The sequence below is a fragment of the Agathobaculum sp. NTUH-O15-33 genome (genome assembly GCF_033193315.1).
GTDB classification, from domain to species: domain Bacteria; phylum Bacillota; class Clostridia; order Oscillospirales; family Butyricicoccaceae; genus Agathobaculum; species Agathobaculum faecihominis_A.
The window spans coordinates 3,396,570-3,421,007 of record NZ_CP136187.1 but is presented as its reverse complement, the minus strand read 5'-3'; the positions used below and the strand labels follow the sequence as shown (position 1 = coordinate 3,421,007).

At 57.8% G+C, this 24,438-nt stretch carries 25 protein-coding genes and 1 pseudogene; 13 read left to right on the top strand and 13 right to left on the bottom strand.

Going from position 1 to position 24,438, the window contains the following annotated elements; genetic code table 11:
• Positions 1–143: 143 nt before the first annotated feature.
• Positions 144–2,267, top strand: a complete 2,124-nt coding sequence (locus RWV98_RS16680) for a polyribonucleotide nucleotidyltransferase (protein ID WP_280962296.1) — start codon at positions 144–146, stop codon at positions 2,265–2,267.
• Between the two features lie 67 nt (positions 2,268–2,334).
• Here RWV98_RS16680 and ndk read toward each other — a convergent pair.
• The 3 genes and pseudogenes from ndk to RWV98_RS16665 all read right to left on the bottom strand — a co-directional run bounded on the left by ndk (position 2,335) and on the right by RWV98_RS16665 (position 4,616).
• Positions 2,335–2,722: pseudogene (gene ndk, locus RWV98_RS16675) on the bottom strand (nucleoside-diphosphate kinase).
• 77 nt (positions 2,723–2,799) lie between these two features.
• A complete protein-coding gene (locus RWV98_RS16670) occupies positions 2,800–4,116 on the bottom strand; it encodes a DUF4179 domain-containing protein (protein ID WP_317862185.1) in 1,317 nt (438 codons plus the stop codon).
• The gene (locus RWV98_RS16665) at positions 4,113–4,616 is read right to left on the bottom strand and encodes an RNA polymerase sigma factor (protein ID WP_317862183.1); all 504 of its coding nucleotides are present in this window, start codon (positions 4,614–4,616) and stop codon (positions 4,113–4,115) included. Before RWV98_RS16665 ends, RWV98_RS16670 begins: the two co-directional genes overlap by 4 nt.
• A 153-nt stretch (positions 4,617–4,769) precedes the next feature.
• On the opposite strand from RWV98_RS16665, the gene RWV98_RS16660 reads away from it, so the two are divergent.
• Genes RWV98_RS16660 through RWV98_RS16650 form a run of 3 tightly spaced genes read left to right on the top strand, consistent with a single transcriptional unit; the run spans position 4,770 to position 7,207 of the window.
• Entirely contained in the window at positions 4,770–5,468 is a 699-nt protein-coding gene (locus RWV98_RS16660; RefSeq protein WP_317862182.1) for a response regulator transcription factor, read from the top strand.
• Complete coding sequence (locus RWV98_RS16655) at positions 5,452–6,873, top strand: histidine kinase dimerization/phospho-acceptor domain-containing protein (RefSeq protein ID WP_317862180.1); 1,422 nt, start codon at positions 5,452–5,454, stop codon at positions 6,871–6,873. Before RWV98_RS16660 ends, RWV98_RS16655 begins: the two co-directional genes overlap by 17 nt.
• The gene (locus RWV98_RS16650; RefSeq protein ID WP_317862179.1) at positions 6,776–7,207 is read left to right on the top strand and encodes a sensor histidine kinase; all 432 of its coding nucleotides are present in this window, start codon (positions 6,776–6,778) and stop codon (positions 7,205–7,207) included. The genes RWV98_RS16655 and RWV98_RS16650 overlap by 98 nt, the downstream gene beginning before the upstream one ends.
• 22 nt (positions 7,208–7,229) lie before the next feature.
• Here the strand turns inward: RWV98_RS16650 and RWV98_RS16645 are convergent, their stop codons facing one another.
• The 9 genes from RWV98_RS16645 to RWV98_RS16605 form a co-directional block, all read right to left on the bottom strand.
• Positions 7,230–8,660, bottom strand: a complete 1,431-nt coding sequence (locus RWV98_RS16645) for a hypothetical protein (RefSeq protein WP_317862177.1) — start codon at positions 8,658–8,660, stop codon at positions 7,230–7,232.
• A gap of 6 nt (positions 8,661–8,666) precedes the next feature.
• Positions 8,667–9,413 carry a sensor histidine kinase gene (locus RWV98_RS16640; RefSeq protein WP_280962319.1) on the bottom strand — a complete coding sequence of 249 codons (747 nt, stop codon included), beginning with the start codon at positions 9,411–9,413 and terminating at the stop codon, positions 8,667–8,669.
• 80 nt (positions 9,414–9,493) lie between these two features.
• A complete protein-coding gene (locus tag RWV98_RS16635; RefSeq protein WP_317862175.1) occupies positions 9,494–11,077 on the bottom strand; it encodes a response regulator transcription factor in 1,584 nt (527 codons plus the stop codon).
• A gap of 262 nt (positions 11,078–11,339) precedes the next feature.
• Entirely contained in the window at positions 11,340–12,317 is a 978-nt protein-coding gene (locus tag RWV98_RS16630) for a sugar ABC transporter substrate-binding protein (RefSeq protein ID WP_280962304.1), read from the bottom strand.
• A gap of 70 nt (positions 12,318–12,387) precedes the next feature.
• Positions 12,388–13,335, bottom strand: a complete 948-nt coding sequence (locus RWV98_RS16625; protein ID WP_280962305.1) for an ABC transporter permease — start codon at positions 13,333–13,335, stop codon at positions 12,388–12,390.
• Positions 13,336–13,355: 20 nt separating this feature from the next.
• On the bottom strand, positions 13,356–14,849 hold the full coding sequence (locus tag RWV98_RS16620; RefSeq protein ID WP_317862173.1) for a sugar ABC transporter ATP-binding protein: 1,494 nt from the start codon (positions 14,847–14,849) through the stop codon (positions 13,356–13,358).
• Between the two features lie 475 nt (positions 14,850–15,324).
• Positions 15,325–15,939 carry a GNAT family N-acetyltransferase gene (locus RWV98_RS16615; protein ID WP_317862172.1) on the bottom strand — a complete coding sequence of 205 codons (615 nt, stop codon included), beginning with the start codon at positions 15,937–15,939 and terminating at the stop codon, positions 15,325–15,327.
• Between the two features lie 61 nt (positions 15,940–16,000).
• Positions 16,001–17,377 carry an MATE family efflux transporter gene (locus RWV98_RS16610; protein ID WP_317862170.1) on the bottom strand — a complete coding sequence of 459 codons (1,377 nt, stop codon included), beginning with the start codon at positions 17,375–17,377 and terminating at the stop codon, positions 16,001–16,003.
• Positions 17,364–17,954 carry a TetR/AcrR family transcriptional regulator gene (locus tag RWV98_RS16605; RefSeq protein ID WP_317862168.1) on the bottom strand — a complete coding sequence of 197 codons (591 nt, stop codon included), beginning with the start codon at positions 17,952–17,954 and terminating at the stop codon, positions 17,364–17,366. Before RWV98_RS16605 ends, RWV98_RS16610 begins: the two co-directional genes overlap by 14 nt.
• Positions 17,955–18,258: 304 nt before the next feature.
• Here RWV98_RS16605 and RWV98_RS16600 point away from each other — a divergent pair, with 304 nt between their 5' ends.
• The 3 genes from RWV98_RS16600 to RWV98_RS16590 are packed head-to-tail and all read left to right on the top strand — an operon-like array spanning position 18,259 to position 19,367.
• Complete coding sequence (locus RWV98_RS16600; RefSeq protein ID WP_317862167.1) at positions 18,259–18,630, top strand: DUF2089 domain-containing protein; 372 nt, start codon at positions 18,259–18,261, stop codon at positions 18,628–18,630.
• 50 nt (positions 18,631–18,680) lie between these two features.
• A complete protein-coding gene (locus RWV98_RS16595) occupies positions 18,681–19,085 on the top strand; it encodes an SHOCT-like domain-containing protein (RefSeq protein ID WP_317862166.1) in 405 nt (134 codons plus the stop codon).
• 18 nt (positions 19,086–19,103) lie between these two features.
• Positions 19,104–19,367, top strand: coding sequence for a hypothetical protein (locus RWV98_RS16590; protein WP_317862165.1), 264 nt, complete (start codon positions 19,104–19,106; stop codon positions 19,365–19,367).
• A 56-nt stretch (positions 19,368–19,423) separates the two neighbouring features.
• Here RWV98_RS16590 and RWV98_RS16585 read toward each other — a convergent pair whose 3' ends face one another.
• Positions 19,424–19,981 (bottom strand): prolyl-tRNA synthetase associated domain-containing protein, encoded by a 558-nt coding sequence (locus RWV98_RS16585; RefSeq protein WP_317862164.1) that lies wholly within the window; start codon positions 19,979–19,981, stop codon positions 19,424–19,426.
• Positions 19,982–20,102: 121 nt separating this feature from the next.
• On the opposite strand from RWV98_RS16585, the gene RWV98_RS16580 reads away from it, so the two are divergent.
• From RWV98_RS16580 to RWV98_RS16555, 6 genes are all read left to right on the top strand, one after another.
• On the top strand, positions 20,103–20,450 hold the full coding sequence (locus RWV98_RS16580; protein ID WP_280962315.1) for a PadR family transcriptional regulator: 348 nt from the start codon (positions 20,103–20,105) through the stop codon (positions 20,448–20,450).
• A complete protein-coding gene (locus tag RWV98_RS16575; RefSeq protein ID WP_317862162.1) occupies positions 20,437–21,150 on the top strand; it encodes a permease prefix domain 1-containing protein in 714 nt (237 codons plus the stop codon). Before RWV98_RS16580 ends, RWV98_RS16575 begins: the two co-directional genes overlap by 14 nt.
• A complete protein-coding gene (locus RWV98_RS16570; RefSeq protein ID WP_317862160.1) occupies positions 21,048–21,890 on the top strand; it encodes an FtsW/RodA/SpoVE family cell cycle protein in 843 nt (280 codons plus the stop codon). The genes RWV98_RS16575 and RWV98_RS16570 overlap by 103 nt, the downstream gene beginning before the upstream one ends.
• 124 nt (positions 21,891–22,014) lie before the next feature.
• Positions 22,015–22,506, top strand: coding sequence for an RNA polymerase sigma factor (locus tag RWV98_RS16565; RefSeq protein ID WP_317862158.1), 492 nt, complete (start codon positions 22,015–22,017; stop codon positions 22,504–22,506).
• Positions 22,490–23,551 carry a DUF4179 domain-containing protein gene (locus RWV98_RS16560; RefSeq protein WP_317862157.1) on the top strand — a complete coding sequence of 354 codons (1,062 nt, stop codon included), beginning with the start codon at positions 22,490–22,492 and terminating at the stop codon, positions 23,549–23,551. The genes RWV98_RS16565 and RWV98_RS16560 overlap by 17 nt, the downstream gene beginning before the upstream one ends.
• 84 nt (positions 23,552–23,635) lie before the next feature.
• Positions 23,636–24,415, top strand: coding sequence for a 5-deoxy-glucuronate isomerase (locus RWV98_RS16555; protein ID WP_317862156.1), 780 nt, complete (start codon positions 23,636–23,638; stop codon positions 24,413–24,415).
• Positions 24,416–24,438 lie beyond the last annotated feature (23 nt).

The window sequence follows — 24,438 nt, the reverse complement described above, 5'->3', positions numbered from 1 at the left end:
GCCCGTTTTTTAGCAGTTGAAGGAGAGACAAACCGCAAATTTGCCGTTCACAGCACACCCGTGAACCGGCAAAACGTTGCCCCTGCTTCAAGTGCTAAAAGCCGCTCGCCGCCCTCCGGGATCAAAAATAAGGAGGACAAACTATGTCAAACATCAACCACTTTGATTTCAAGGATCACCGCGTTTTTGAAACCACCTACGCCGGCCGCAAGCTGACGGTCGAGACCGGCAAGCTGGCACAGCTCGCCAACGGCTCGTGTCTGGTGCGCTACGGCGACACCGCCGTGCTCGTCACCGCCACCGCTTCCGCCAAGCCGCGCGACGGCATCGACTTTTTCCCGCTTTCGGTCGATTTTGAGGAGCGTCTCTACTCCGTTGGCCGCATCCCCGGCTCGTTCATGCGCCGCGAAGGCCGCCCGAGCGAAAAGGCCATTCTGGCTTCCCGCCAGATCGACCGCCCGATGCGCCCCCTGTTCCCCAAGGACCTGAGAAACGACGTTTCCATCGTCTGCACCGTGCTGGAGAACGATTTTGACAATTCGCCCGAGGTCGTGTCCCTGCTGGGCGCGTCCATCGCGGTCTCTATTTCCGATATCCCGTTCGACTATGTCGTGGCGGGCGCTTCCGTCGGCCTGATCGACGGCAAGATGGTTATGAACCCCACCTCCGAGCAGCGCAAGGTCTCCGATATGGAAGTGACCCTGTGCGCCACGAAGGACAAGATCGTCATGATCGAAGCCGGCGCGAACGAAGTGCCGGAGGATACGATGTTTGACGCGCTGATGGAAGCGCACGAGGAAATCAAGAAGATGTGCGCCTTCATTTCCGATATCAAGGATCAGATCGGCAAGCCCAAGTTCGATTACGAACACCACGACATCGACCATGAGCTGTTCGACAAGCTGGAAGCCGACTGTGTTTCCGAGTTTGAGCGCGTCATGGATACGGACGACAAGACTGTGCGCGACGCGGGCATCCGCGAAGTCGTCGATGCGTTCAAGGCCACCCTTTCCGAGGAATACCTCGCCGAGCACGGCGCGTTCCTTGACGAGTGCGTGGACAAGCTCGAAAAGAAGATCGTTCGCCGCTGGCTGGCCTCCGGCAAGCGCGTGGACGGCCGCGGCATGGAGGAAGTCCGTCCGCTGGCCGCCGAAGTCGGCGTGCTGCCCCGCGTACACGGCACCGGCCTATTCACCCGCGGCCAGACGCAGGTGCTCACCCTTTGCACGCTCGGCACGCTGGGCGACGCGCAGGAGCTGGACACCATCTTTGAAGAAAAAGAAAAGCGCTATATGCACCACTACAACTTCCCGTCCTACTCGGTCGGTGAAACCCGTCCGTCGCGCGGCCCCGGCCGCCGCGAGATCGGCCACGGCGCGCTTGCTGAGCGCGCGCTGCTGCCCGTGATCCCGCCGGTGAGCGAATTCCCGTACGCGCTGCGTCTGGTTTCCGAGGTCGTTTCCTCCAACGGTTCCACCTCGCAGGGCTCGGTCTGCGGTTCCACGCTGGCTCTGATGGACGCCGGCGTGCCGATCAAGGCGCCGGTAGCCGGTATCTCCTGCGGTCTGATCACGGATGGCGGTCAGGAGACCACCTTTACCGATATTCAGGGCGTTGAGGACTTCTACGGCGATATGGACTTTAAGGTGGCCGGTACCAAGAAGGGTATCACCGCGATTCAGGTCGATATCAAGGTCGACGGTCTGACCCCGAACATCATCAAGCAGGCGTTTGAAAAGTGCCGCGTTGCCCGCTATGGCATCCTCGACGAAGTTATGCTGAAGGCGATCGACGCGCCGCGCGCCGATGTTTCCGATTGGGCGCCCAAGATGACCACCATGCATATTCACCCGGATAAGATCCGCGAGGTTATCGGCAAGGGCGGCAGCGTGATCCAGAATATCGTTGCCGAATCCGGCGCAAAGGTCGACATCGAGGACGACGGCACCATCACCATCGCCGCCATCAAGGCGACCGATGCGGAGAAGGCCAAGAAGATGATCGAAGCCATTGTTAAGGAGCCGGAAGCCGGCGAGATTTACTACGGCAAGGTCGTCCGCCTGATGGCGTTCGGCGCGTTTGTCAACCTGCTGCCCGGCAAGGACGGCATGGTTCACATTTCCAAGATGGCCGACCACCGCATTGAAAAGGTGGAGGACGCTGTTAAGGAAGGCGATATGGTCTGGGTCAAGGTCATGGAGATCGACGACAAGGGCCGCGTCAACCTGTCCATGAAGGATGTCAAGGAAGAAGAAAAGATCAAGTAAAGCAAAATATAAGCCGCCGCAAGTTCGCTTGCGGCGGCTTTTTGTTTTTGCGGAGCCGTATCGGCGCTTAGAGGTCGCCGAAAAAGCGGCGGATCTCTATCTCGGCGTTTTCGGGGCTGTCCGAACCGTGGATGATGTTGTAGGTGGTCGAATGCGCGAAGTCGCCGCGGATCGTGCCGGGCTGCGCGTCCTCGAACTTGGTCGGGCCCATCAGCATGCGCAGGCCGCGCACCGCGTTTTCCCCCTCTACGACCATGGCGAGCACGGGGCCGCTAACCATATACGTAACCGTTTCCGGCGATGTGGGCGTAATGCTCGCGCAGGATCGCCTCGTCAAGCTGCATGGTCTTCATGTGCGTGATGCGGTAGCCCTTGCGCTCGATGCGGGCCAGAATTTCGCCGCTCAGTCCGCGCTGCAAAGCGTCCGGCTTGAGCATGATATACGTTCTTTCCATGAAAAGCTCCTTCCTTATTGCGTGTATCTTCACTGTAAACGAACGGCGGCCGCTTGTCAAGCGGCGGCGGCTGGTTTTCATAGGGCGATCGATACGGCGGCGTCTTCCGAAAGCGAGAAAACGCGGGTTTGCAGGCGCACATGCGTGAGCCGCCGCAGCTGGTCCGGTGTGAGCGGTACACGGAAGGATAGGGTGATGTGGACCGAGCCGTCCTGATGGCTCACCGCAGCATCCACATACGAATCAAAAAGCTCCTCTCCGGTTTGATCCGCGGCAACAGGATAAAGAGCGGGGGGAATGGTCATGCCGTCGGGCCGGAAGGTCATCGAAAGGCGGCGGCTGTCCAGCGTAAGCGTTGTAAGCGCGTAGCCGTAAGCATGCAACTCTTTGGGAACGCGGTCGACCGGGATCAGCATGCGGTGGAAGTCGCCGTTCTTCTCAGGGCGCAGCGGCACGATGGTCAATTCGGTGAGCGAGGTGAGATCGCCGAGCAGCTCATAGGTAAATCGGTCGGAGACCACATTCGACGCGCGGCGGTATGGGATGCCGTTTCCGTTCTGGTCGCGCAGAGAAAATTCCGGATCCAGATGGCCTGTTCCGCCCAGCGAATCGTGCATCGTGAGAAAGCAGCCAAGCGGTGAGCGGTCGACCGCTTCCACTGTAATGGTGTGCGAGTAGAAACCGTCGTTCCACTCAAATACAGTGCCGGGGGTGTAATGCTCGCTCGGTACGGTCTGGGCGGCGATATCGAACAACCAGCGCGCGCCATTGCGGGCGGGATCGGACAGGTCTGTCAGTTCCGTATGTATTTGCAGTTTCGTGCCGGAGGGGATGGGGGTGTCAAGGCTCAGCCGCTCGAGGGCAATCATTTTGTGACTGCCGTCAAGATAGGAAATACAGTCGAGCAGGGAAGTGCCGATGTTTTCACCATTTGCAGTCAGGCGAAAGGACATGCCGACGGCTTGCGCCTGCCAAGTGTCGGGCGCGTTTTTATCGTCAGCAACTATTTCCTGAACAGTCGGCAGCGCCTTGCGGCTTTGAACCGTGTAAAACAGGGTGCAGGTGTTATCGTCCAGCGCGATCTTTTCAATCGTTAGGGTGTAGCCGTTTGCTTTGCCGGTCAGGTTTACGTCTTGCGCGTATTGTTCATACAGGGCGCTCATCTCCATTTGGCGAAACGGGTCGCGGGCGCTTAGATAGTCGAAGGCGCTCAATACGGCGCAAGCGGTCAGCAAAAGAAGGGCGGCGGCCAGCAGAGCGGCCACATGCGGACGAAACCGGCGGCGCTGCGGCAGGATCGCCAACAAAGAATCGGAGCGCGCGGCAAAGCCGGGCGGCAGCGGGCAGTCTTCATACGCGGCGCGGGCGCGCAGGCACTCATCAAAATCGTTCATGGCGCATCCTCCTCTAACATGTTTTTGAGTTTGCCGCGCGCGCGGGCGAGACGGGACTTGGCCGTGCCCGTGCGGATGCCCAGCACATGCGCGACTTCGTTAATGGAAAGGCCGTTATAATAATAGAGCGTGACAAGCGCGCGGCTATCCTCCGGCAGACGACATACCGCCTCCCACAAATCGGATATCAGCGGCGCTTCCGCTTCGCCCGCATAGGGCGCGAGGTCCTCCACATAGGTGACGCGCGCACCCTTGCGGAACTGATCGCGCGCGCAGTTTACCGTGATTTTGAGCAGCCACGAGGTGGCGGCGCGGTCGTCCCGCAAGCGGCCGAACGCTTGCCATGCGTTCAGCGTCGCTTGGCTGACCGCGTCCTCCGCGTCCGCGTTGCAGGACAAAATAGCGCGGGCGACGCGGAACATGGAACGGCGGTTTTGCTCGATCAACGCGGCAAACCGCGCTTGGTGCTCGGCGTGAACGGCCATGCTATTTTGTGCCATGGTGTCACCTCGTTTCTTCATTCCCTGATAACCGTAAGATGCGCACGGCACGCGATTGGTTCCCGTAAGATAGAAGTTTTTTGCAAAGAGTCATCAAAAGGACAGATGGCCGTGCTATACTGGGGGCAGGAATAAAGAAAGGGGGCCTGCCGAATGGCGTATACGATTTTGCTTGCCGAGGACGAGACCGCGATGCGCGAGGTTATAACCGATTATTTTACCGAGAAAAGCGGCGGCGCGCTGCGGATCGTTCCGGCGGCGGACGGCGGCGAGGCGCTGCGGCAAATCGAGGAAACGACGTTTGATCTGTTGCTGCTCGACATCATGCTGCCAGGAGCGGATGGGTTTACGCTTTGCCGCGCGGCGCGCGAAAAGGGCGACGCGCCCATCCTGTTTGTCACCGCGCGCGAGGACGAGGCGGATAAGCTGCATGGCTACGGGCTGGGCGCGGACGATTATGTGGTAAAGCCGTTTTCGCTCGCCGTGCTGTATGCCAAGGTGCAGGCGCTGCTGCGCCGCGCCAAGGGGCTGACCCGGGAAGGCAGGCTGACCGTGGGCGCGCTGACGCTCGACCCGGACAGCGGCACGGTTTTCGCGAACGGCGCGCGGCTCGACCTGCCGCCCAAGGAGTTCGCGCTGCTGCGGCTGCTGATGGAGCAGCGGAGCCAGCTTCTGTCGCGCGAAGCGCTGCTCGTCCGCGTTTGGGGCTGGGATTTTGACGGCACCGACCGCGTGATCGACAGCCATATCAAAAAGCTGAGAAGGGCGCTCGGCCCGTGTGCGGGATATATCAAAACCGTCGTCAAGGCGGGCTACCGGTTGGAGGTGGATGAGGATGAAGGGAAAACATAAGACGTTTTGGGGCTTCTTTTGGCGCGTGTTTGCGGGTTATCTGGCCTTTTGCGTCGCCGCGATGGCGGGATTTACGTATTTGGCTGCAGCGCAAAAACGGGAGGCCGACGTATGGACGATGTCAAACCGCGCGACCAGTGTCGCGCAGAAGATGGCACAGATCCGGCAGACCCAAAAATACACGGATGAAGAGCGAATGGGTAATCTGATCAATACCATGTTTTCTGAAAAATACTATGCCTACCCTAACCTAAAAGTGGAACTTGCGCTGTACGGTGAGGAGGATAAACCATTATTAGCGGCAACGGAAAACTATTGGAACATTTCAGAGGGCCATGTGCCAAGTCCCGCAGATTATTTTATTGACATAGATCGGTGGCTGACCAAGGAGGAACAGCAAACGATTTGTCAAATGATGATCGACGACTGGAATATGGACATGTGGGGAACGTATGAAATTGGTGACGTTGTTTATAATTTCATGGTTGATGGCTGGCTAGACGGTCAAATGATCATACCGCATAAAATTTATAAGGATAACATGCGCATCACACACGTGAGCGAAAATGGATGGAGTGCGGAACATTTGAACGACAGGCCCGTTCTTTTCACATTCCAGCCCGAGGGTGTGAAAACGGACGGATTACCTTATAAAACGGAGATGCTTGGCACAAGCAGCTTACTCAACGGTTTAAGCAATCGGGGAAGTGGCTCGCCGGAGATCAGTTATCAGGAATTCATCGCGTACCAGAACGATCCCGATCGTGTCGCGCTCCGTGAAAGCCTGTATGCGGCGGGACCTGAGATTGAAGCAATGTATCAACCAACATTGCAAACAGGAACGATGAATGGACTATGGAAGCTGCAACTGATCTTTAAACATGAGGTTTCAGACAGAACCAGTGAGCGTTCCTTAAGAGGTAGAGAACGGGATGATCCCTACACCGTCGTATACGGCGCGGTATCCTATCCCCTAAAAACGGCAGTGAAACAGCTGGCGCCGGTTTATGGGCTGTGCTTTGTGATGGTGCTGGTGCTCTCCGCGCTGCTCGCGTGGCGGCTGAACCGGGTGTGGAAAAAGCAAGAGAAGCTGGAACAGGTGCGGCGCGACACGACAAACGCGCTCGCGCACGAGCTGAAAACGCCGCTCGCCGTGCTATCGGCCAGCGCCGAACTGCTGCAAAGCGACTTGGCCGCGGATAAGCGGACGCATTATCTATCCGTCATCCAAGAACAGGCCGCGCGGATGGATGGAAGCGTAAAAAAAAATGCTCGACCTGTCGCGGCTGGAAGCGGGGGCGGAGCAGTTGCGCCGCGAACCCCTTTCGCTGGCCGCGCTGGCCGAGGATATGCTGTACGCCGCCGCGCCGCTGACCGAGGGCATGGAAACGCGGGTCGTTTCTGACGGGGCGGACGAAGCGTTGGCCGACCGCGCGCTATTGACCCGCGCGCTCGACAGCCTGCTGGGCAACGCGGTTCGCTTTACGCCGGTTGGCGGTCGCATTACCGTGCGCATCGAAAACGGCGTGTGCGCGGTGGAAAACACGGGCGAGCCGATCGGCGAAGATATCCTGCCCCGGCTTTGGGATGCGTATTATCAGGGAGACCCCGCCCGGACGGACGAAGGCACCGGGCTTGGTCTTGCGATTGCAAGAGCGGTTTTTGAGCTGCACGGCTATCCCTTTGGCGCGGAAAACGGCGCGGACGGCCCGCGGTTTTGGTTCCGGTTTGGAAAATAGAAGAAAAATGCGGCGCACAAAGCTATTCGTTCAGATAATGCAGACGTTTGAGGAATTCTTTGTTTTCGGTTTTCTCACAGATCGCGTCGATACCCGAGGACACGACCCAAACTGCCATTCCTTTTTGCGCGCAGGTAACCAGCATATCGATGATCATCTCATGGTGCGCCGATTCCTGACCTGCAAACGGGAAAAAGCAGATCAATAGCCGCGGGCTCAAAAAGTACCACTTAAAGTAAGAAAACCGCAGCCGCTCGGGCAGCGGCCATTCGCGAAGCGGGCGCAGCAACGCGTCCCTGCTGAACCAGCGGGACGCTTCCTGTAAGATGTTTTCCACCAGATTGCGGTGCATGATATGCCGCCCCGCCTTGGGGAGCAGACAGGTGCACAGGTTATCCAGCGCGGTCAAATTGTCAAACAGCACGCCGCTGGGGCGGTCGGGCCGCTCGATCTGTATCCCGATTCGCGTGCCGATCACGCGGGTCAGCTCCGCGTGCTCATATACCTTGCCGTCCAGACAAAACACGCCGCTCAACCAGCTTTTTTCCCCCAAAAAACAGTCGCGGATCTGGGATACCGTGTTGTAATTTTCATCTCGCAGAAAGGCGATCTCTCCGCCGCGAATCTCAAAGCGGAGGGGCGGCATGGCGGGAAAGGTGAGTCCGGATACGGCAAGCACGACCTGTTCGCCGGGCTGCGGTTCAGGCTCATCCACGCGGCCGCCGCGTCGCTTCCAGCCTAGAATCTCATACAGGCGGCCGTCGTATTCCTCCGGATAGAGCCGGTAACAGGTCTTCCGGTCCTTAACCACGTCGATTCGGATGGCGTGCCGGTATAAGAATTCCTCGTCCATATCAAAAAGGATCACCGCCGCCCCTTGTTGCAGCAGCAGCCGGACGCAGTGCATCAGCTTTTCCAAATCCTTCTGGCGCAGGATTTCGGTCAAACGGTCAAGTGCGATCAGCTCGTTTTTCCAGAACCACGCCCGAAAAACGGCGAGCCGGTAATAATCGAGCAGCGAAAGCTCGACCAGCTTTTGCTCCCACGGAAAACCGCACGACATCTGCCGCCGCATGTCCTCCGACTGCGGCGACAGCAACCGCTGGGCCGCGCTTTTCTTTTGCCGCCAGCGAAAGCTTTTATCCAGCGCCAGCACAAAATCCCGCACCGTCAGCTCCTCGGAGTCAAAGCGGTGCCGGTCTATGATCATGCAATGCTGTGCAATATAGCGTTCCAGCTCGATCGAACCGGACCGCCCGCCAAGGGCAAAGACCTTTCCGCCGACAAGGTGCGAATAGCCCTTGAAAATGTCCAAATAGGCCGTGCCCGAGGTCAGGTGGTCGTCTACGTAGACGCCGACGCATTCCCCGCGGGAGATGGCGATATCGAACTGGTAGTCGTCTCCATCGCTCCGAAAACGGCCGTTTTCCACACGGATCAGTTCTTCTTTCATCGGCGTTCATTCCTCCTGCGAGAGCAGCGGCAGCGTCACGCAGCATTCCGTGCCCACGCCAGCCGCGCTGAAAATGCGAAGTCCATAATCCTCGCCGAACATCAGGCGGATGCGGCTGTTGACATTGCGCAGCGCGATGCCGTCCCGCAGCTGCACGCCGATCGGTCCGACGTCCCCGGCAAACGCTTCGTTGAGCCGGGCCACCTGATCCTCGGGCATGCCCACGCCGTCGTCCCGCACGCGGAGGAACAGCGTGTTTTCGCTGTTTTCCACAAGGATGCGGACCGTGCCATGCTCGATCTTTCCCTCCAAGCCATGCGAGACCGCGTTTTCCACCAGCGGCTGTAGGATCAGCTTGGGCATACGCGCTTCCAGCAAGGCTTCGTCGCCGAGCTCCAGCTCCATCGAAACCTTGTCGCCAAAGCGGCAGCGCTGCACGGTGAAATAGTTTTCGGCGTTGTCCAGCTCGTCGGAGAAGGTCACATATTCCTGCAAGTTGGAGATCGTGTAGCGGAAAAAGGTGGCAAGCGCCTCGGTCGTCTCGGCGATCTCCTCGCAGTCCGCGAGCAACGCGTCCGACCGGATCGCTTCGAGCGCGTTGTATAGAAAATGCGGGTTTATCTGGTTTTGCAGCGCCAGATACTCCGCCTGCTTTTGCTGTAGCTTGGCGATCTCCTCGCCGTGCAGCCGCGTTTCGATATCCGAAAAGAACGCGCTGAGATCAGGGTCCCGGCTCCAGTCCCTCCGCAGCACAGCTTCCAAATTTTTGTCGTTCCGATAACGCCTAAGCGCGCTTAACAGCTTCCATCCTGTACGAAACCGCATGGTACCACCTACTTATACAGCTTCTTGTAATCCGACGGGCTGACGCCGGTCGTTTTTTTGAACAGCCGTGAAAAATACTTTAAATCGCGGTAGCCGACCTGTTCGGCCACGTCCTGCACGGACAGCGTATCGCTGCACAGCAGCTCCTTGGATTTGTTGATGCGCAGCTCGGTCAGATAATCCATAAAATTCTGTCCGGTCTCTTTTTTAAATAATACTGAAAAATAAGTGGCGTTGAAGCCGACCGCGCTGCTCACGTCCTCCAGCCGCAGCGCCTGCTGATAGTGCTGTTGGATATAGCGCTTGGCCTCGGTAATCGGGCGGGTCTCGCGCAGCGATTTTTCCTCGCTCAGACGGCGGAGCTGTTCGCAGACGCCCTCCCGCAGCAGAAGCAGGATGTCTTGCGGCGCGGCGCAGCGCCAGAAGTTTTCGCGCATGGTTTCCGAGAACCGCGGTTCCACCTTGGCGTTTTGCTGCATACCGTACAGGCTTGTCTCCAGCACCTGCGTAAACCAATCCTCCAGCATCTGTCCATTCAGCGGCTTTCGCGGCACGATCAAGCGGTAGCTGTCCTCCAGCTCCTGCGTAAAGCGTGTTTCGTCTAGATATTCCGCCGCTTCTTGAAATCGCTTTTTATGCGGCGTGTCCATCTGGTACCGCTCGTCAAGCGCGGGTTCCTCGCTTTCCGCATCCCGCCACGGCTGTACGCGACACAGGCGGTCGCGGCAGAGCCAAAGCGCCTCCCGCATGGAGGCTGCTAGTTGCTCCGGGCAGGTCTTGCGGCTGCCCAAGCAGACGGTGCACCGGATTCCCCAAAACAGATCGCGCTGTTTTTCTACCTCTTTTCGGATTTTGGTAAAGCACTGCTTGACCTCGACCGCGCGATAATCGCGCAGATACGTAAGAACGGCTACGCCTTCCCACAGAACGGCTGCCGCGCATTCGTCCGCGAGCGGCTGTATCTCCCGCCGCACGATCTCCAGCGTGTGCTGCATCATGATGCGGTATCCGTCCAGCGATTGGTCCGCATAGGAGATATCCGGCTTGATCAATGCGGCAAAATAGCAGCCCTCGCCAAAGCGCAGGTCGTATTCCGCTTCGGCCTGCTGCGCGGTCAGAAACGGCTGCTGCCGCTCTGCCGCGCTCTTGAGCGCTGCGATGAGAAGGTCCTGCCGGCGCTCGCCGTTCTTTTGCAGATGGTATTCCAGCGCGGTCTCTTCGCCCAGCTTATCCTTCAAGCGAAGCAGTATATCGGAAAGCTCGTCCTGCTTGAGCGGTTTGAGCAGGTAATCCTCCACGCCGTATTTCAGCGCGTTTTGCGCATATTCAAATTGCCGGTATCCGCTGATGACGATGAAATGCAGGCCGGGTTGCAATCCCTTGGCGCGACGGATCAGATCAAGCCCGCTGCAACCCGGCATACGGATATCGGTGATCAGCAGATGCGGCTGCTTTTGCTGCACGAGATCAAGCGCGCGCAGGCCGTCATTGGCCGTGCCGACGACTTCGTAGCCGAGCCCCGCCCAGTCGACCAGCTTCAGCATCAGCGAAATGATCTTTTTCTCATCGTCCGCCAGAACGACCTTTAACATATGCATTCCTCCGGTATTTTTATATGACGATGAGAAAAGGGCGCGTTGCAAAATAAAAGAATTTCCGTATGTCATTCTGAACGAAGTGAAGAATCCCGCGCGAACGCGCGGATCGTACGTTGGTTTCGCGCGTTTGCGCGAGATTCTTCGTCGCTTCGCTCCTCAGAATGACAAGGTATAAAACATTCTTTTATTTTGCAACGCGCCCTTTTCTATACTTATCTTAACACTAGTTTAAAGATTTTTCAACATAGAATGCAGGTTAGGAGAAGTCCGCTACGTTGGATGCGTCGATCCATGTATTGTCGGTGATGATGACGTTGTTGTCCAGCTTGCCGCCGCTCAACAGCGTTACCGCCGCCTCGACGCCGTTGGCCGCCATGGCGCCGCCGTTCTGGGAAACGGTGCCGGTGATGCGGCCGTCCAGAATGGCCTCAAAGCCGTCCGGGGTGCCGTCAACGCCGGTGATGATGATGCCGCTGTTCGCGCCCGCCGCGTTGCCCGCGCCAACCGCCATGCCGTCGTTCTCGCAAACGATCGCGTCCAGATCATAGGCAGTCAGCCAGCTCTCTACCGTGGACTGCGCGCTCGCGGTATCCCACTGGCAGTCTGCCGGGGCGACGACCTGCACGATGTCAGGGTAGTTCTTGAGCACGTTTTCGTAGCCTTCCATGCGCTGCAAGCCGCCCGAGTCGCCGGACGGGCCGGTCAGGATGGCGATGTTGCCCTTGCCGCCGAGCAGGTCGGCAACGTGCTGCATCTCGGTCTCGCCGGCCTTGACGTTATTGCCGTAGGAAACAGCGGCGATGCCGTTGGCTTCCCAATCGGTGCAAGCCGAAACGATGTTGATGACGACAACGCCCGCGTCCGCGGCGTTCTTCGACGCGTCGCCCAGTCCGTCGGGATCGACAGGCTCAAACAAGATCGCGTTATAGCCCTCGGACACGCACTGCTCGATCTGGCTGATCTGGGTCGCGGCGTCCTGATCCGCGCTGAGGATGGTCAGGTCGACGCCCAGCTCCTTGGCCTTGGCCTCGGCGGCCTCGGTCAGCTCGATCTGGAAGGCGTTGGTCTGGTGCTGCTGGATCAGCGCGATTTTGTAAGCGTCGCCGCCCTTGTCGGCATCCGCGCTTGGTTCGGCGTCGCCCTTCGTCTCGCCGGACGCGTCGTTACCGCAGCCCGCCATGGTCAGGACCATCGTGCCGGCCATCAGCATGGCCAGAAATCTTTTTTTGCTCATTTTTCTCTTCCTCCTTAAGAAGCATATATGGTAAGAGCGGAGCGCCCCGCGCCCCTGCTCTTAACATCCGTCAGTTTTTCTTTCCCTTGCCCTTTACGTCGATGAGGACCGCCAGCACGATGATCGCGCCCTTGACGATCTTCTGCCAGTGCGAGGATACGCCCATGATATCGAGACCGTTGGCAATGATGGTGATCAGCAGGCAGCCGACTACCACGCCCCACGGCTTGCCGACGCCGCCCACCATGGAAACGCCGCCGACGACGCACGCGGTGATCGCGTCCATCTCGTAGCTTTCCGCCGCGGTCGGCTGGCCGATCGTCACGCGGGATGTCATCAAAAAGCCGCTCAGACCGGCCAGCAGGCCGGCGATAGCGAACGTGGAAATGCGGATCATCGTTGTGTTGATACCCGAAACGCGCGCGGCTTGCAGGTTGCCGCCGCAGGCATAGACCCGGCGGCCGTATACCGTTTTGGCCAAAACGAACGAGCAGATTAGGATGACGACGACCAGAAAGACCGCCAGCATCGGCACGCCGAAGAGCGAGCTTGCGGCGACCTCGCGATATTGCTTGCTGATGCCGGTGATCGGCTTGCCGTTGGAGGTCAGCAGCGCCAGGCCGCGCACGGCGGTCATGGTGCCGAGCGTCATGATGAACGGCGGCAGATCACCGATCGCGACGCCCACGCCGTTTACCAGACCGACCGCAAGACCGGCCAACATCGCCACGACCAGCGGCACGATCAGCGGATATTGCCCCTGACCGAGCATGGCGGCGAGAATGCCGGTGAACGCGACCGTAGAGCCGACGGACATATCAAAGCCGCCCGCGATGATGACGAACATCATACCGAACGCCAAAATGCCGTTGATCGACGCTTGTTTTAGAATATTAACCAGATTGCCCGGCTGGATAAAGCTCGGCTTGAGGCAGGTCAATACAATGATCAGCGCGATAAAAATCACGAAGATGAAGTATTCGCTGATCAGCGCCTTTGCATTTTTCTTCTGTTTCATAGTTTCCCCTTCCTTATATCTCATACCTCGATGGCGGAGGCCAGCGCCATAATGCGCTCCTGCGAGAACTCGCCCCGCTTGACCTCGCCGGACAGATTGCCCTCGCACATGACCATGATCCTGTCGCACACGCCCATCAGTTCCGGTATTTCGGACGAGATCATGACGACTGCCTTGCCTTGCTGTACGAGTTTGCCGAGCAGCAGATAGATGTCGCGCTTGGCGCCGACGTCGATGCCGCGGGTCGGCTCGTCCAGAATGATGATATCGGGATCATTCAGCAGCCATTTGGCGATAACGACTTTTTGCTGGTTGCCGCCGGACAGGTTGCCGACGATCTGGTCGCCGGAAGGAGTTTTGATATTGAGTTTTTTGATGTAGTCCAGCGATGCGCTGCGCGCCTTGTTCTTGTTGTAAAGGCCGTGGCAGAGCAGCTTGCGGATGGCCACCATGGCAATATTGTCGCCCACCGTGCCGCTCAGGTTCAGACCGGTGCCCTTGCGGTCCTCGGTGATGAGCGCGACGCCCTCTTTGATGATATCGCTTGGCGAATGTACGTGAACCTGCTTGCCCTTTATATAGATTTCGCCGCCCGACAGCGCGTGAATGCCGAACAGTCCCTCGACCAGCTCGCTGCGCCCCGCGCCGACCAGACCGCCAATGCCAAGAATCTCACCCTTGCGGACGGAAAAGCTGACGCCCTTGACCTTGCGATCCACACGGACGATGTTTTTAGCCTCTAAAACGACCTCGCCGATCTGCGCTTCCAGCTTGGGGAACACGTCGGTGATCTCGCGGCCGACCATCATCTTAATGAGCTGTGCTTCGTTCAAATCCTTCGTGTCGCCGGAACCGATATACTGGCCGTCGCGGTATACGCTGACGCGGTCGCAGATGGAAAAGATCTCGTCCATGCGGTGGGAGATGTAAATGATCGCGACGCCCATTTCGGCAAGCTTGCGGATGTGGCCAAACAGCAGTTCGACCTCGCGCTCGCTGATCGCCGCGGTTGGCTCGTCCATGATGATGACCTTCGCATTGACGGAGATCGCCTTGATGATCTCGATCAGCTGGCACTGCGCGACTGTCAGTTTCCGCAGCATTTCCTCGGGCGAAACATGCAGGCCGCTCTCTTCGATCAGCTTTTGCGCCTGTTCGATCTCCGCCTTTTTGTCTACCAGTCCATTTTTGCGGATCTCACGCCCGACAAAAATGTTTTCATACACGGACATATCAAGGATCGGATTGAGTTCCTGATGGATCATGGCAACGCCAAGATCCATTGCCTCCTTCGGGCTTGAAGCCTTGTAGGGCTTTCCGTTAAAGAGGATTTCGCCGCCGTCGTCCTTGGTGTACATGCCCATCAGAATTTTCATCAGCGTCGATTTGCCCGCACCGTTTTCGCCCATCAGTGCGTGCACTTCGCCGGGTTTTACCCGAAGCTGAACATGATCAAGCGCTTTTACGCCGGGAAATGTTTTGCTGATATCTTTCATTTCCAGTATATACTCCATGCATTTATCCCTCCTCACGCCTCTTTTTGTTATTATTTTATCAAACGGAAAACACTTCGGGAACATCGATTTTTTGCATCAGGGGGGACATTTTTTGGGGATTTTACAAATCTGTCACTTTAGCAAAAAACGTGTTTGTTTTGTTGTGCAGTTTGTCTATGGCCGTCAGGCGGTGTGGAAACAGCGATAAAGCACAATTTCCGTAAAATAAAAAAACTGTTGCAAAAAAGGAAGGCCCCCGAATGTCATTCTGAACGAAGTGAAGAATCCCGCGCGAACGCGCGTTTCCAGTGTAAATTCCGCGCGTTTGCGCGAGATTCGCGCTCCTTAAAATGCCGCCAAGCGGCAGATTGAGGATAGCGGACTACGGTCTCGTCGCTTCGCTCCTCAGAATGACAAAATCGGTAGCATTCTTCGCTTTGCAACAGTTTTCTATTCACTTGTGGGAATTTATTTTACAGCCCCTCAGTGTTTGTTAGAGGAACTGTCCCGGCAGTACGTGCTTGTCGCGGGGCGGAAAGGTAGCGTCAAACGCGTCAATCGCGGCGGGCGGAGTGTCAAAATAGGCTTCACTCTCACGGAGAACGCCGGAAACGCCGGCGAGCGCGCCGGACTGCAATTCGAGCGCCATCAACGGATCGGGCGATTGGCCCTCCGCGTCCGTGATGCCGAAAACGCGCGCCCGCTGAAAGCCGAAGCGCGGGTAATAATCCGGCCAGCCGCACACGGCAACGGCAGGGTAGCCCAGTTCCCCGGCGAGGGCCAGTGAATGGCGTATCAACGCGGCGCCTACGCCGGATTTCTGGCGATCGGGCCGCACGCTCAGCGGGCCGAAGAGAATCAAAGGGAACTCCGTGCCGTTCTCCTGCACGATGGCGGCGCGGCTGTAGGCAATGTGGCCGACGATCCCGCCGTTTTGCTCGGCGACAAGGCTGAGTTCCGGGATAAAATCCGGGTGCTTGCGCAGCTGGTGCAGAATATAGTGCTCCACACAGCCGGGGCGAAAAACGTCCCAAAACGCGTCGCGCGTCAGTGCGTCCACGGCGCGCTCGTCTGCCGGGCGTTCCGGACGGATGGTCAGATCATTCATGGTTTCATTCCTTTTATTTTATAAAATGTTAAGCCCAGTATAGGCGGCGTGCGCGCGGCTGTCAAGCGTCTTGCCCCACCGCGCCCAGCTTGGCAAGATGAACGAGCACGGGCGCGGTCAATACGAGAGAGAGGATGAAGGCGCACACATCGGATATGGGCTGGCAGTAGATTACGCCCGTAAGCCCCAACAGGCGCGGCAGCACCAGCACCAGCGGAATGAAGAACAGCCCCTGCCGCGCGGCGGCGACCACGCTGGCCCGCACGGTGAACGCGATGTTTTGCAGCAGCATGTTGCACAGAATGACATAGCCCAGCAGCGGGAACGACAGGCACTGCCAGCGCAGCGTCGCCGCGCCGATGCGGATGACCTCCGCGTCGTCCGCGCGGAACAGGGCGATGAGCTGCGGGGCGAACACCGCGCCGAGCACCGCCAGTACAACGAGCAAAACACTGGACACGCGCACACAAAACCAGAAGCCGCGCGTGACGCGGTCATACCGCTTGGCGCCGTAATTAAAGCCGCATACTGGCTGATAGCCCTGACCGAAGCCGATCAGCGCCGAGGACGCGAACTGGGTGACGCGGGTGACCACGCTCATCGCCGCGATCGCCGCGTCGCCAAAGGGACGGGCGGCGGTGTTCAGGCAGGTGATGGCGATGCTGGCAAGACCCTGCCTGCACAGACTGGGCACGCCGCCGCCCGCGATGGCGAGAAAGCGCGCGGGACTGGGCGAAAACAGCTTCAGCCGGATCGGAATGCCGCCCGAATGCTCCACGCCCCACAATAGCAGCAGAAAGCTGACCAGCTGGCTCAAGATCGTGGCGATGGCCGCGCCCGCCACGCCCATATGAAAGGCAAAGATAAACAGCGGATCGAGCGCGATATTCAAAATACCGCCCGACACCAGACCGATCATGGCGTAGGTCGCGTTGCCCTGCAAGCGCAACTGGTTGTTCAAAACGAGCGCGGCGGTCATATACGGCGCGCCGAGCAGGATAAAGCGCATATAGGAGATCGCGTGCGGGAAGATCGTATCCGTCGCGCCGAGCAGATGACACAGCGGGTTTTGAAACACAAGACCAAGAGCCAGAATAAGCGCCCCCGCCATCAGTGCGGAAAAAAAGCCAGTGGAGGCCATGCGTTCGGCTTCTTCTTCATGCTGCGCGCCCAGTTGGCGCGAAATATAGTTGCCCGAGCCTTGACCGAAGAAAAAGCCGATCGCCTGAATGAGCGCCATCAGCGGAAAGATAACGCCGACCGCGCCGGTCGCGCTGGTGCTGAGCTTGCCGACGAAAAAGGTATCCGCCATATTGTAAAACGAGGTGATCAGCATGCTGATAATGGTGGGCACCGCCATTTTGCAAATGAGCGGCTCCACCGGCGCTTCGGTCATTTGCCGGAATTTACGCGCTTGCGCGTCTTCATTTTGCGCCATGTTCGGCGGCCTCCTTTGCTGCGTTTTCGATCTGCGTACATAATTGCGCAACGGCAAAGCCGTAGCTTTCTTCGGCTTCCACCGCGCGGCGGAAAAAGCCCGCCGCTTCCAGCGAGACAAAGCCGTGCAGCACGCTGCGCATCAGGCGGGAAAAGTGCACCTGCTTTTGCTCGGTCAGGCCATAAGGGGCCAGCACGCGGCGAAATAGCTGCATATAGCTGTTTTTCAGTTCGTCCAGCCGGTTATCGGCAAAGCCCGGCAGGCCGAGCATGGCCTTGTACAGCTGCGGCTGTTCGCGCGCAAAGCAGCGGTAGCAGGCGGCAAGGGCGCGCAGCGCGTCCGTCCCCGTCTTGCCCTCCATGGCGCTTTCGAGCGATCCCATCAGGCGCTCCAGCGCGCGCTCGGACAGGCGCGCGTTTAGTTCAGGCAGACCCTGCAAGTGGTTGTAAAGCGAGGCTGTTTTCACGCCGAGTGCGCCTGCCAGTTCGTGCAGCGTGATATTTTCCAGCCCCTTTTGTTCGACGAGCGCGGCCGCCGCGTCGACGATCCGGTCGCGGCTCAGTCCTTTTTTAGGCATGGGGGTTCCTCCAAACTAACAGTGTTAGTTTCTATATCCAGCATAAACTAATGGTGTTAGTTTGTCAAGCGCTTACCGTGCACGGGATAGGCAGCGCGCCGCCGTGTGATAGGATCAAAGCGGCGGTAAAACACCGCTAAGGGAATAGGATGAGTTATTTCCCCCTTTTTATGTAAATATTAAATAATATAAGACTTGGATATTAAGAATTTTAATATATATATTAATTATTTCAAATTATATATTGACATTATTGATTTCGGGGTTTATATTATAGACACTAAGAAGAGGGAAGGTGGTCGCGATGTATCAGGTGATCAGCCACTGTCCGGTGTGCGGAAAAAGGCTGAAGGTCGTCAAGCTGCAATGTGAAAACTGTGATACGGCCATAGAAAATGATTTTGCCCTAAGCAAGTTCGATTATCTCGCGGCGGAAGACCTGTTTTTTGCGGAAACCTTTTTGAAATGCCGCGGCAACATTAAGGAAGTGGAAAAGGAACTGAAAATTTCCTACCCGACCGTCCGCTCCCGGCTGGACGATATCATTCGCAAGCTGGATGGAAAGCCGGTCGCGCCGTCGCCCGCCGCTTCACGCAAAAAGGACATTCTGGGCGCGCTGGAAAACGGAGAGATCAGCCCGGCGGAAGCACTGGAGCAGTTAAAGCAAAATAAGTAACGCTTGCCCTGCGTTCGCGGACGCAGGCGCGTGGAAACGAGGTTATGAATATGGATGAAAAAATAAGGATCCTGAAAATGGTGGAGGAAGGCAAGCTTTCCGCCGAGCAGGCCGTTGATTTAATCGACGCGCTGGGCGAACCCGCGCCCGCGGCGGAGGAATTCGGCGCGACAATGCCCGCCGTATCGGACGCGGCGCCTTATGAAAATAAAATGCTGCGCGTCGTTGTGGACAGCACGACGGGAGATAAGGTCAATGTACAGCTGCCGGTAAAGATCATCCGTCAAGTACTCAAGGTGACCGGCAAGCTGCCGATCAAAAACGAAGAGCTGCAAGGCATTGATCTGGACGCGCTGACCACCGCCATACTGGAATGCTTGGATAATGAAACGCTGGGCAACATCGTGGAGGTTTCCGCGGCGGACGGTACCACGGTTCGCGTATTCATCGGATAAGACCGGGAGGATCGGCGCATGCGCATTATTGTCCGTTCCGAAGGGGTGAATTTGTGGCTGCCCGTACCGCTGTCTCTGGCAAGCGCGGCGGTCGCGCTCCTGCCGGAGACCCTCTTTGCGGATATGCGGAGATCGGTTCCGCCGCCCTATGACGAGTTTTTGACCAAGCGTTACTTGCGTGAACTGGTGCGGGAGTGCTTGTCCGTTTTGAAGCAGTACAAAAAACTGGAGATTGTCCACGTGGAAGCCGCGGACGGAACGTTTGTATCCATCCGTCTATAACGGCATAAAAGAGCGTCTGGAAATGGTAAATCCCATTTCCAGACGCTCTTTTATGCTTATAAGGACACGTAGGTGGGATCGTGCCGCAGGGCGGGCAGGATCTTTTCCAGCAGATCGCTCGTCGCAATACGAAGGGACGAGGTGTTCCGGCACGGATGGCAGCCGATAAAAGGGCGACCCTCCACCACGCCGCGGTCGATCACAAGACGAACCGTGTTATCCGGATCATTCAGCAGGCCAAGCACGGAGACCGAGCCGGGCGTTACGCCTAAGTATTCTTCCATCGGCTCCGGGCCCGCGAACGACAGCCGCGAAATGCCAAGCTGCGCGGAAAGATCTTTGGTGCGAAACTCCTTGTCGCCCGGCATTAAAAGCAGGTAAAACTGCGTTTTCTGCCGGTTGCACAGAAACAGGTTTTTGCAGATGTCGGTACCCAGCCGCGCTTCCACGGCGGCGCAGCACTCGATTGAGGGCGCTTCGTCATGATCGAGACGGAAAAAGGGTACGCCCAGCCGGTCAAGCAGGTCGTAACAGGCGATCTCGCGCGGGTCGCGGCCGGTGCAGTCCGCCGGGCGGCCTTCATATAAGATGGGATCGATCGTAAATGCGGACATGGGGAACTTCCTCCGTTTTTCTTTTACAATACGCCCGACGGACGGACTTGTCAAGGGTTGACTTGTATCGATGATCGATATATAATGCATATATCGGACATCGATATAAGGAGGATAGACCATGGGCATTGATAAAAGCTTGCTCGCGGGCAGTACCGTACTATTGGTGCTGCGCCTGTTGGAGGAAGAGGATTTGTACGGCTACCAAATGATCGACCGCTTGCGCGAGCGGTCGGACGATACCTTTGCGTTTAAGGCGGGCACGCTTTACCCGCTGCTGCACACGCTGGAAACGCAGGGCGCGGTGCAGAGCTATGTTTGCGCTTCGGCGGATAACCGGACGCGCAAATATTACCACCTGACGGAGCAGGGCCGGGCGCGCCTTGCCGAAAAGACCGAGGAATGGCGCCGCTTTTCCGGCGCGGTGAACCACGTGCTGAAGGGGGGCGAAAGCCATGCGTTTGCCTGACCCTGTGCGAAACGGCCTAACGCGCCTGCTGGAACGCGACGCGGCGGCGCGCGGCGAACAGTCGCCCGCGTTGCCGGAAGTATCCCCGCCGTCTCAGAAGCATCCGCTGCCCGCGCGGCTGGCGCTGTGGCTGAACGAAGCGACCGGACAAATGCGCTGGAAGCGCGCCAGACCCTACGCGGCGGACGAGCTGGCCGGCCACCTGACCGATCAGTACGAAGCGTTCCGCGACCAAGGGATGGATGAAGCGCACGCCGCCGAAGCGACCATACGCGAAATGGGCGACGCGGTGGAGACCGGCACCGCGTTGGACCGCGCGTGGCGGCCCGCGCCCGACTGGGTGATGCTGGGGCTGGTGCTTGGCGTGGCGATAATTGGAAAGATCGTCCAGTATCTAATTGCCGGTGTTGGGGTGTACCCGGTGGCGGCAAACGAATCGAAGGTTCAAATTTTGCAATACTTGGCAGGTGCCGTGTGTTTGTTTGCCGGTTATTTTCTTGATTATACTTGGTTGGGCAGGCATCCGAGGCTTACCTATGCCATTTGGGCAGGCATCATGGCGGCTGCATTTTGGCGTTCTCCTATCATGAACGGTAAATGGTACTATCCAGAGTACGGGCTTTGGTTGTTTCCCGTCGCGTTTGCGACGGTGCTGTATTCGCAGCGCGGAAAGGGACGACAGGCGTATGCACTTGCATAGCCGCCATGGTATCTATGATGTTTGTGGCCTTAGCAATTCCAAGTACGTCGGGTCTTTTAACGCTTGTATTGGTCTGCACCGCGCTGCTTTGCTGCGCCGTATGGCGCGGTGCATTTGGCGGAGGGCGCAAACGGCAGATTGCTCTTGCGCTGTCGCCCGTTGCTTTGATAGCGGCCGGAGTAATATGGATTATTCGCAATATACCCCATATAAGGGAACGTGTTGCGGCAATACTTAATCCGGCGCTGGATAATCAATATCAGGGTTATCTGGGATCGGCAGTTTGGGAAGCGCTGTTTGGCGGGGTGGTTCCGCCTGACAGCCGTGCAGAAAGGCTTGCTACTGTAAAGGGGGAAGGTGCTACCCAATTTATTCTTGCCGCCGCTAAGCTGCAATGGGGCTGGATCGCGTTCGCGCTGGTACTAACCGTAGTGTTGGTACTGTTGGCGCGGGGCTTTCAGCTGGCGCACCGGCAGGGCGGCGTGCTCGCCAAAATGATGAGCTGGGCGATCATGCTGACGTTTGCGTGCCAGACCATGGCTTATGTGTTGCAGAATTTCGGCATTATTCTTTTCGCGGCCTACGGTCTGCCGCTGTTTTCCTATGGCGGCCTGTATTTGTGCCAGACCATGCTATTGTTCGGCCTGCTGCTATCCACGCGGCGCACGGGACAAATCGAGAGCGGTGCAAAACCGGTGCGCATCGGGCGGAAAGCCCGTCAGGCGCGCGGCGTTCGGTAAAACCGCAAAATGTGTTATAATAAGGGACGATTTAAAAAATCGTCCCTTATTTATTTTTTTGTGCAAGGTTTTGCCGCGCCCGTTCGTATTGTAGGTGAAGGGCCCCTTCAAAGGAGATGAAACCATGAAACAATTTGGCATGCAGGAGGCCGAGCGGCTGGTGGAGACCTACTCCGACCTGATCCTGCGGCTTTCCTACACCTATTTGAAATCAACGCAGGACGCGGAGGATATCTGCCAAAACGTATTCCTCAAGCTATTGACGAGCGGGCAGGTGTTCGACAGCCCCGCCCACGAAAAGGCGTGGATCATCCGCGCGACGGCGAACGCCTGCAAGGATGAACTGCGGGCCTACCGCCGTAAGGCGGTCGGTATCGAGGCGGCGGCATCGTCCGCCGCGCCGGAAGCGCCGGATAACGCCGTTTTAGAAGCGGTGATGGAGCTGCCGCAAAAATACCGCGAAGCTGTTTATTTGCATTATTACGAAGGCTATTCGGTGCGCGAAACAGCGGCGCTGCTGGAACGGAGCGAGGCGGCTGTGACCACACAGCTCAGCCGGGGCAGGGACAAGCTGCGCACACTTTTGGGAGGCGATTATTGTGAACAAAGAGTATAACGATAACAGAGAGTATAATGAAGCGCTGGACAGTCTGCGTTTTTCCGGTGAAGCCAAGGCCCGCATGGTGCAGGGCCTGATGGAGGCGCAGGAGAAGCCGCAGCGGCGCGCGCGCCGTCCGCTTTCCAGAATCGCGGCGGTAGGTATCGCGGCGGCGCTGGTGCTTTCGATCGGCGCGGGCGCGGCGGTAGTATACAACAAGCTGGCGAGCGAATCGTTTGCGGGCGTGTTCGGCACGGCGCATACCGAGATTGTGGATAAGATCGGCAAGCCGATCGGCGCATCCGCGACCGATAACGGCGTGACGATCACGGCGGAGGCCATCATCGGCGATAAGTACAACTACGCCATGGTCTATGAGATCAGGCGGGACGACGGCACGCCGTTTGATCTGACGGGTAACGAGTACGGCTATTTGCCGCTGCATTTTGAAGATTCGTCCACGGATATCTCCTACATGGGCGGCAGCCACGGCGGCTCGTTCTTTATCGACGAGACACCGGGCGATAATGTAATTCAATTTGTCGAAATGATGTCGGTGGACGGCGAACTAAAGCCGGGCAAGGCCAAGGCGAGCTTCCAAAACCTGAAATTTAACGACGGCAACGAGGATTACACCTTGATCGAAGGCAAATGGAAGTTCAAATTCGACTTTGATTTTGAGGATACCTCGGTCAGCCTGCCCGCTGGCCAGACCTTTGACCTGAACGGCATGAACGCGAAGATCGATCGAATCACGCTGTCGCCGCTGGCGGTGCGCGTCGATTACACAGTCGACAGCGAGGTACAGTGGGACGACGACGCGCCGAGCGGCCGCGAGCCCGAGCAAAACCGCCGCGAGAGCCAGCGCTATTTTGAAAGCCTTCCCATCACGCTGCACAAAACGGACGGCACGACGATGGATCTGACAAATGCCGGCGGCAGCATCTCGCCCAAAAACGGAAAGACGGAATGCCAAAAGGGTAAGGTGTTCGACCAGATCATGCCGGTGGAGGAGATCGCATCGATCACCGTCGGCGGGATCGAAATTCCGGTTGCTCAATAAATCATCCTATTTTTACCGCTCCGTGTTTGACACGGGGCGGTACTTTTTCGTATAATAAAGGCAACCGATAAGGAGGAATGCAGCATGAGAGAGGAACGCTTTGGATATACCCGCTGGCAGCCGGACGGCGAGGGGAAGATCATGGACCGGGACGGCGTCTATCGCGAAATGCAGATGGATATGTGGGCCTACCGGATGAAGGCCGGTGAAACGCGCACAATACGCCGCGAAAACGATGAGGTCGCGGCGCTGGTGCTGTACGGCAAGGTAACGCTCGGCTGGGACGGACAGGCCGCCGTGATCGAGCGCCACAGCTTTATGGACGAGGGGCTAACCTGCCTGCATGTATGCCGCGACACGACGTTTACGATTGAAGCGCACGCGGACAGCGAGGTGATCTTCGTCGCCACCGGCAACGAGCGCGCCTTCGCCCCCAAGCTGTACACGCCGGAAAACACGCGGGAGAACGAAAGCTGCATGGGTCTTTGGGGCGGCAAGGCCGAGCGGCTGGTACGCACGGCCTTTGAATACGCGGACGCGCCCTATTCCAATTTGGTGCTGGGCGAAACCATCATGTACGAGGGCTGCTGGTCGGGCTATATCCCGCATTACCATCCCCAGCCCGAGGTGTATTATTTCCGCACCGAAAAGCCCTCCGCCTTCGGCGCGTCCTTTGTGGGCGACGAGGTGTTTAAAATAACGGACGGCAGCTTCTGCGCCATTGGCAAAAACCTGCCGCATCCGCAGGCCGCCGCGCCCGGCTACCGCATTTACATCCTTTGGGTCATTCGCCACTTGGATGGAGACCCGTGGGTGCGCGAAGCCTGCTCGGATGAGGAAGCCCACAAATGGCTCAAGCCGTAAAGGGCGGATAGTGAACAGCGTGT

What these genes read in the sequence shown, in the direction of transcription:
- RWV98_RS16680 (WP_280962296.1), top strand. Translation starts at nt 144, where the DNA reads ATGTCAAACATCAACCACTTTGATTTCAAGGATCACCGCGTTTTTGAA.
- RWV98_RS16670 (WP_317862185.1), bottom strand. Translation starts at nt 4,116, where the DNA reads ATGAACGATTTTGATGAGTGCCTGCGCGCCCGCGCCGCGTATGAAGAC.
- RWV98_RS16665 (WP_317862183.1), bottom strand. Translation starts at nt 4,616, where the DNA reads ATGGCACAAAATAGCATGGCCGTTCACGCCGAGCACCAAGCGCGGTTT.
- RWV98_RS16660 (WP_317862182.1), top strand. Translation starts at nt 4,770, where the DNA reads ATGGCGTATACGATTTTGCTTGCCGAGGACGAGACCGCGATGCGCGAG.
- RWV98_RS16655 (WP_317862180.1), top strand. Translation starts at nt 5,452, where the DNA reads ATGAAGGGAAAACATAAGACGTTTTGGGGCTTCTTTTGGCGCGTGTTT.
- RWV98_RS16645 (WP_317862177.1), bottom strand. Translation starts at nt 8,660, where the DNA reads ATGAAAGAAGAACTGATCCGTGTGGAAAACGGCCGTTTTCGGAGCGAT.
- RWV98_RS16635 (WP_317862175.1), bottom strand. Translation starts at nt 11,077, where the DNA reads ATGTTAAAGGTCGTTCTGGCGGACGATGAGAAAAAGATCATTTCGCTG.
- RWV98_RS16630 (WP_280962304.1), bottom strand. Translation starts at nt 12,317, where the DNA reads ATGAGCAAAAAAAGATTTCTGGCCATGCTGATGGCCGGCACGATGGTC.
- RWV98_RS16625 (WP_280962305.1), bottom strand. Translation starts at nt 13,335, where the DNA reads ATGAAACAGAAGAAAAATGCAAAGGCGCTGATCAGCGAATACTTCATC.
- RWV98_RS16620 (WP_317862173.1), bottom strand. Translation starts at nt 14,849, where the DNA reads ATGGAGTATATACTGGAAATGAAAGATATCAGCAAAACATTTCCCGGC.
- RWV98_RS16615 (WP_317862172.1), bottom strand. Translation starts at nt 15,939, where the DNA reads ATGAATGATCTGACCATCCGTCCGGAACGCCCGGCAGACGAGCGCGCC.
- RWV98_RS16610 (WP_317862170.1), bottom strand. Translation starts at nt 17,377, where the DNA reads ATGGCGCAAAATGAAGACGCGCAAGCGCGTAAATTCCGGCAAATGACC.
- RWV98_RS16605 (WP_317862168.1), bottom strand. Translation starts at nt 17,954, where the DNA reads ATGCCTAAAAAAGGACTGAGCCGCGACCGGATCGTCGACGCGGCGGCC.
- RWV98_RS16600 (WP_317862167.1), top strand. Translation starts at nt 18,259, where the DNA reads ATGTATCAGGTGATCAGCCACTGTCCGGTGTGCGGAAAAAGGCTGAAG.
- RWV98_RS16595 (WP_317862166.1), top strand. Translation starts at nt 18,681, where the DNA reads ATGGATGAAAAAATAAGGATCCTGAAAATGGTGGAGGAAGGCAAGCTT.
- RWV98_RS16590 (WP_317862165.1), top strand. Translation starts at nt 19,104, where the DNA reads ATGCGCATTATTGTCCGTTCCGAAGGGGTGAATTTGTGGCTGCCCGTA.
- RWV98_RS16585 (WP_317862164.1), bottom strand. Translation starts at nt 19,981, where the DNA reads ATGTCCGCATTTACGATCGATCCCATCTTATATGAAGGCCGCCCGGCG.
- RWV98_RS16580 (WP_280962315.1), top strand. Translation starts at nt 20,103, where the DNA reads ATGGGCATTGATAAAAGCTTGCTCGCGGGCAGTACCGTACTATTGGTG.
- RWV98_RS16575 (WP_317862162.1), top strand. Translation starts at nt 20,437, where the DNA reads ATGCGTTTGCCTGACCCTGTGCGAAACGGCCTAACGCGCCTGCTGGAA.
- RWV98_RS16570 (WP_317862160.1), top strand. Translation starts at nt 21,048, where the DNA reads ATGGTACTATCCAGAGTACGGGCTTTGGTTGTTTCCCGTCGCGTTTGC.
- RWV98_RS16565 (WP_317862158.1), top strand. Translation starts at nt 22,015, where the DNA reads ATGAAACAATTTGGCATGCAGGAGGCCGAGCGGCTGGTGGAGACCTAC.
- RWV98_RS16555 (WP_317862156.1), top strand. Translation starts at nt 23,636, where the DNA reads ATGAGAGAGGAACGCTTTGGATATACCCGCTGGCAGCCGGACGGCGAG.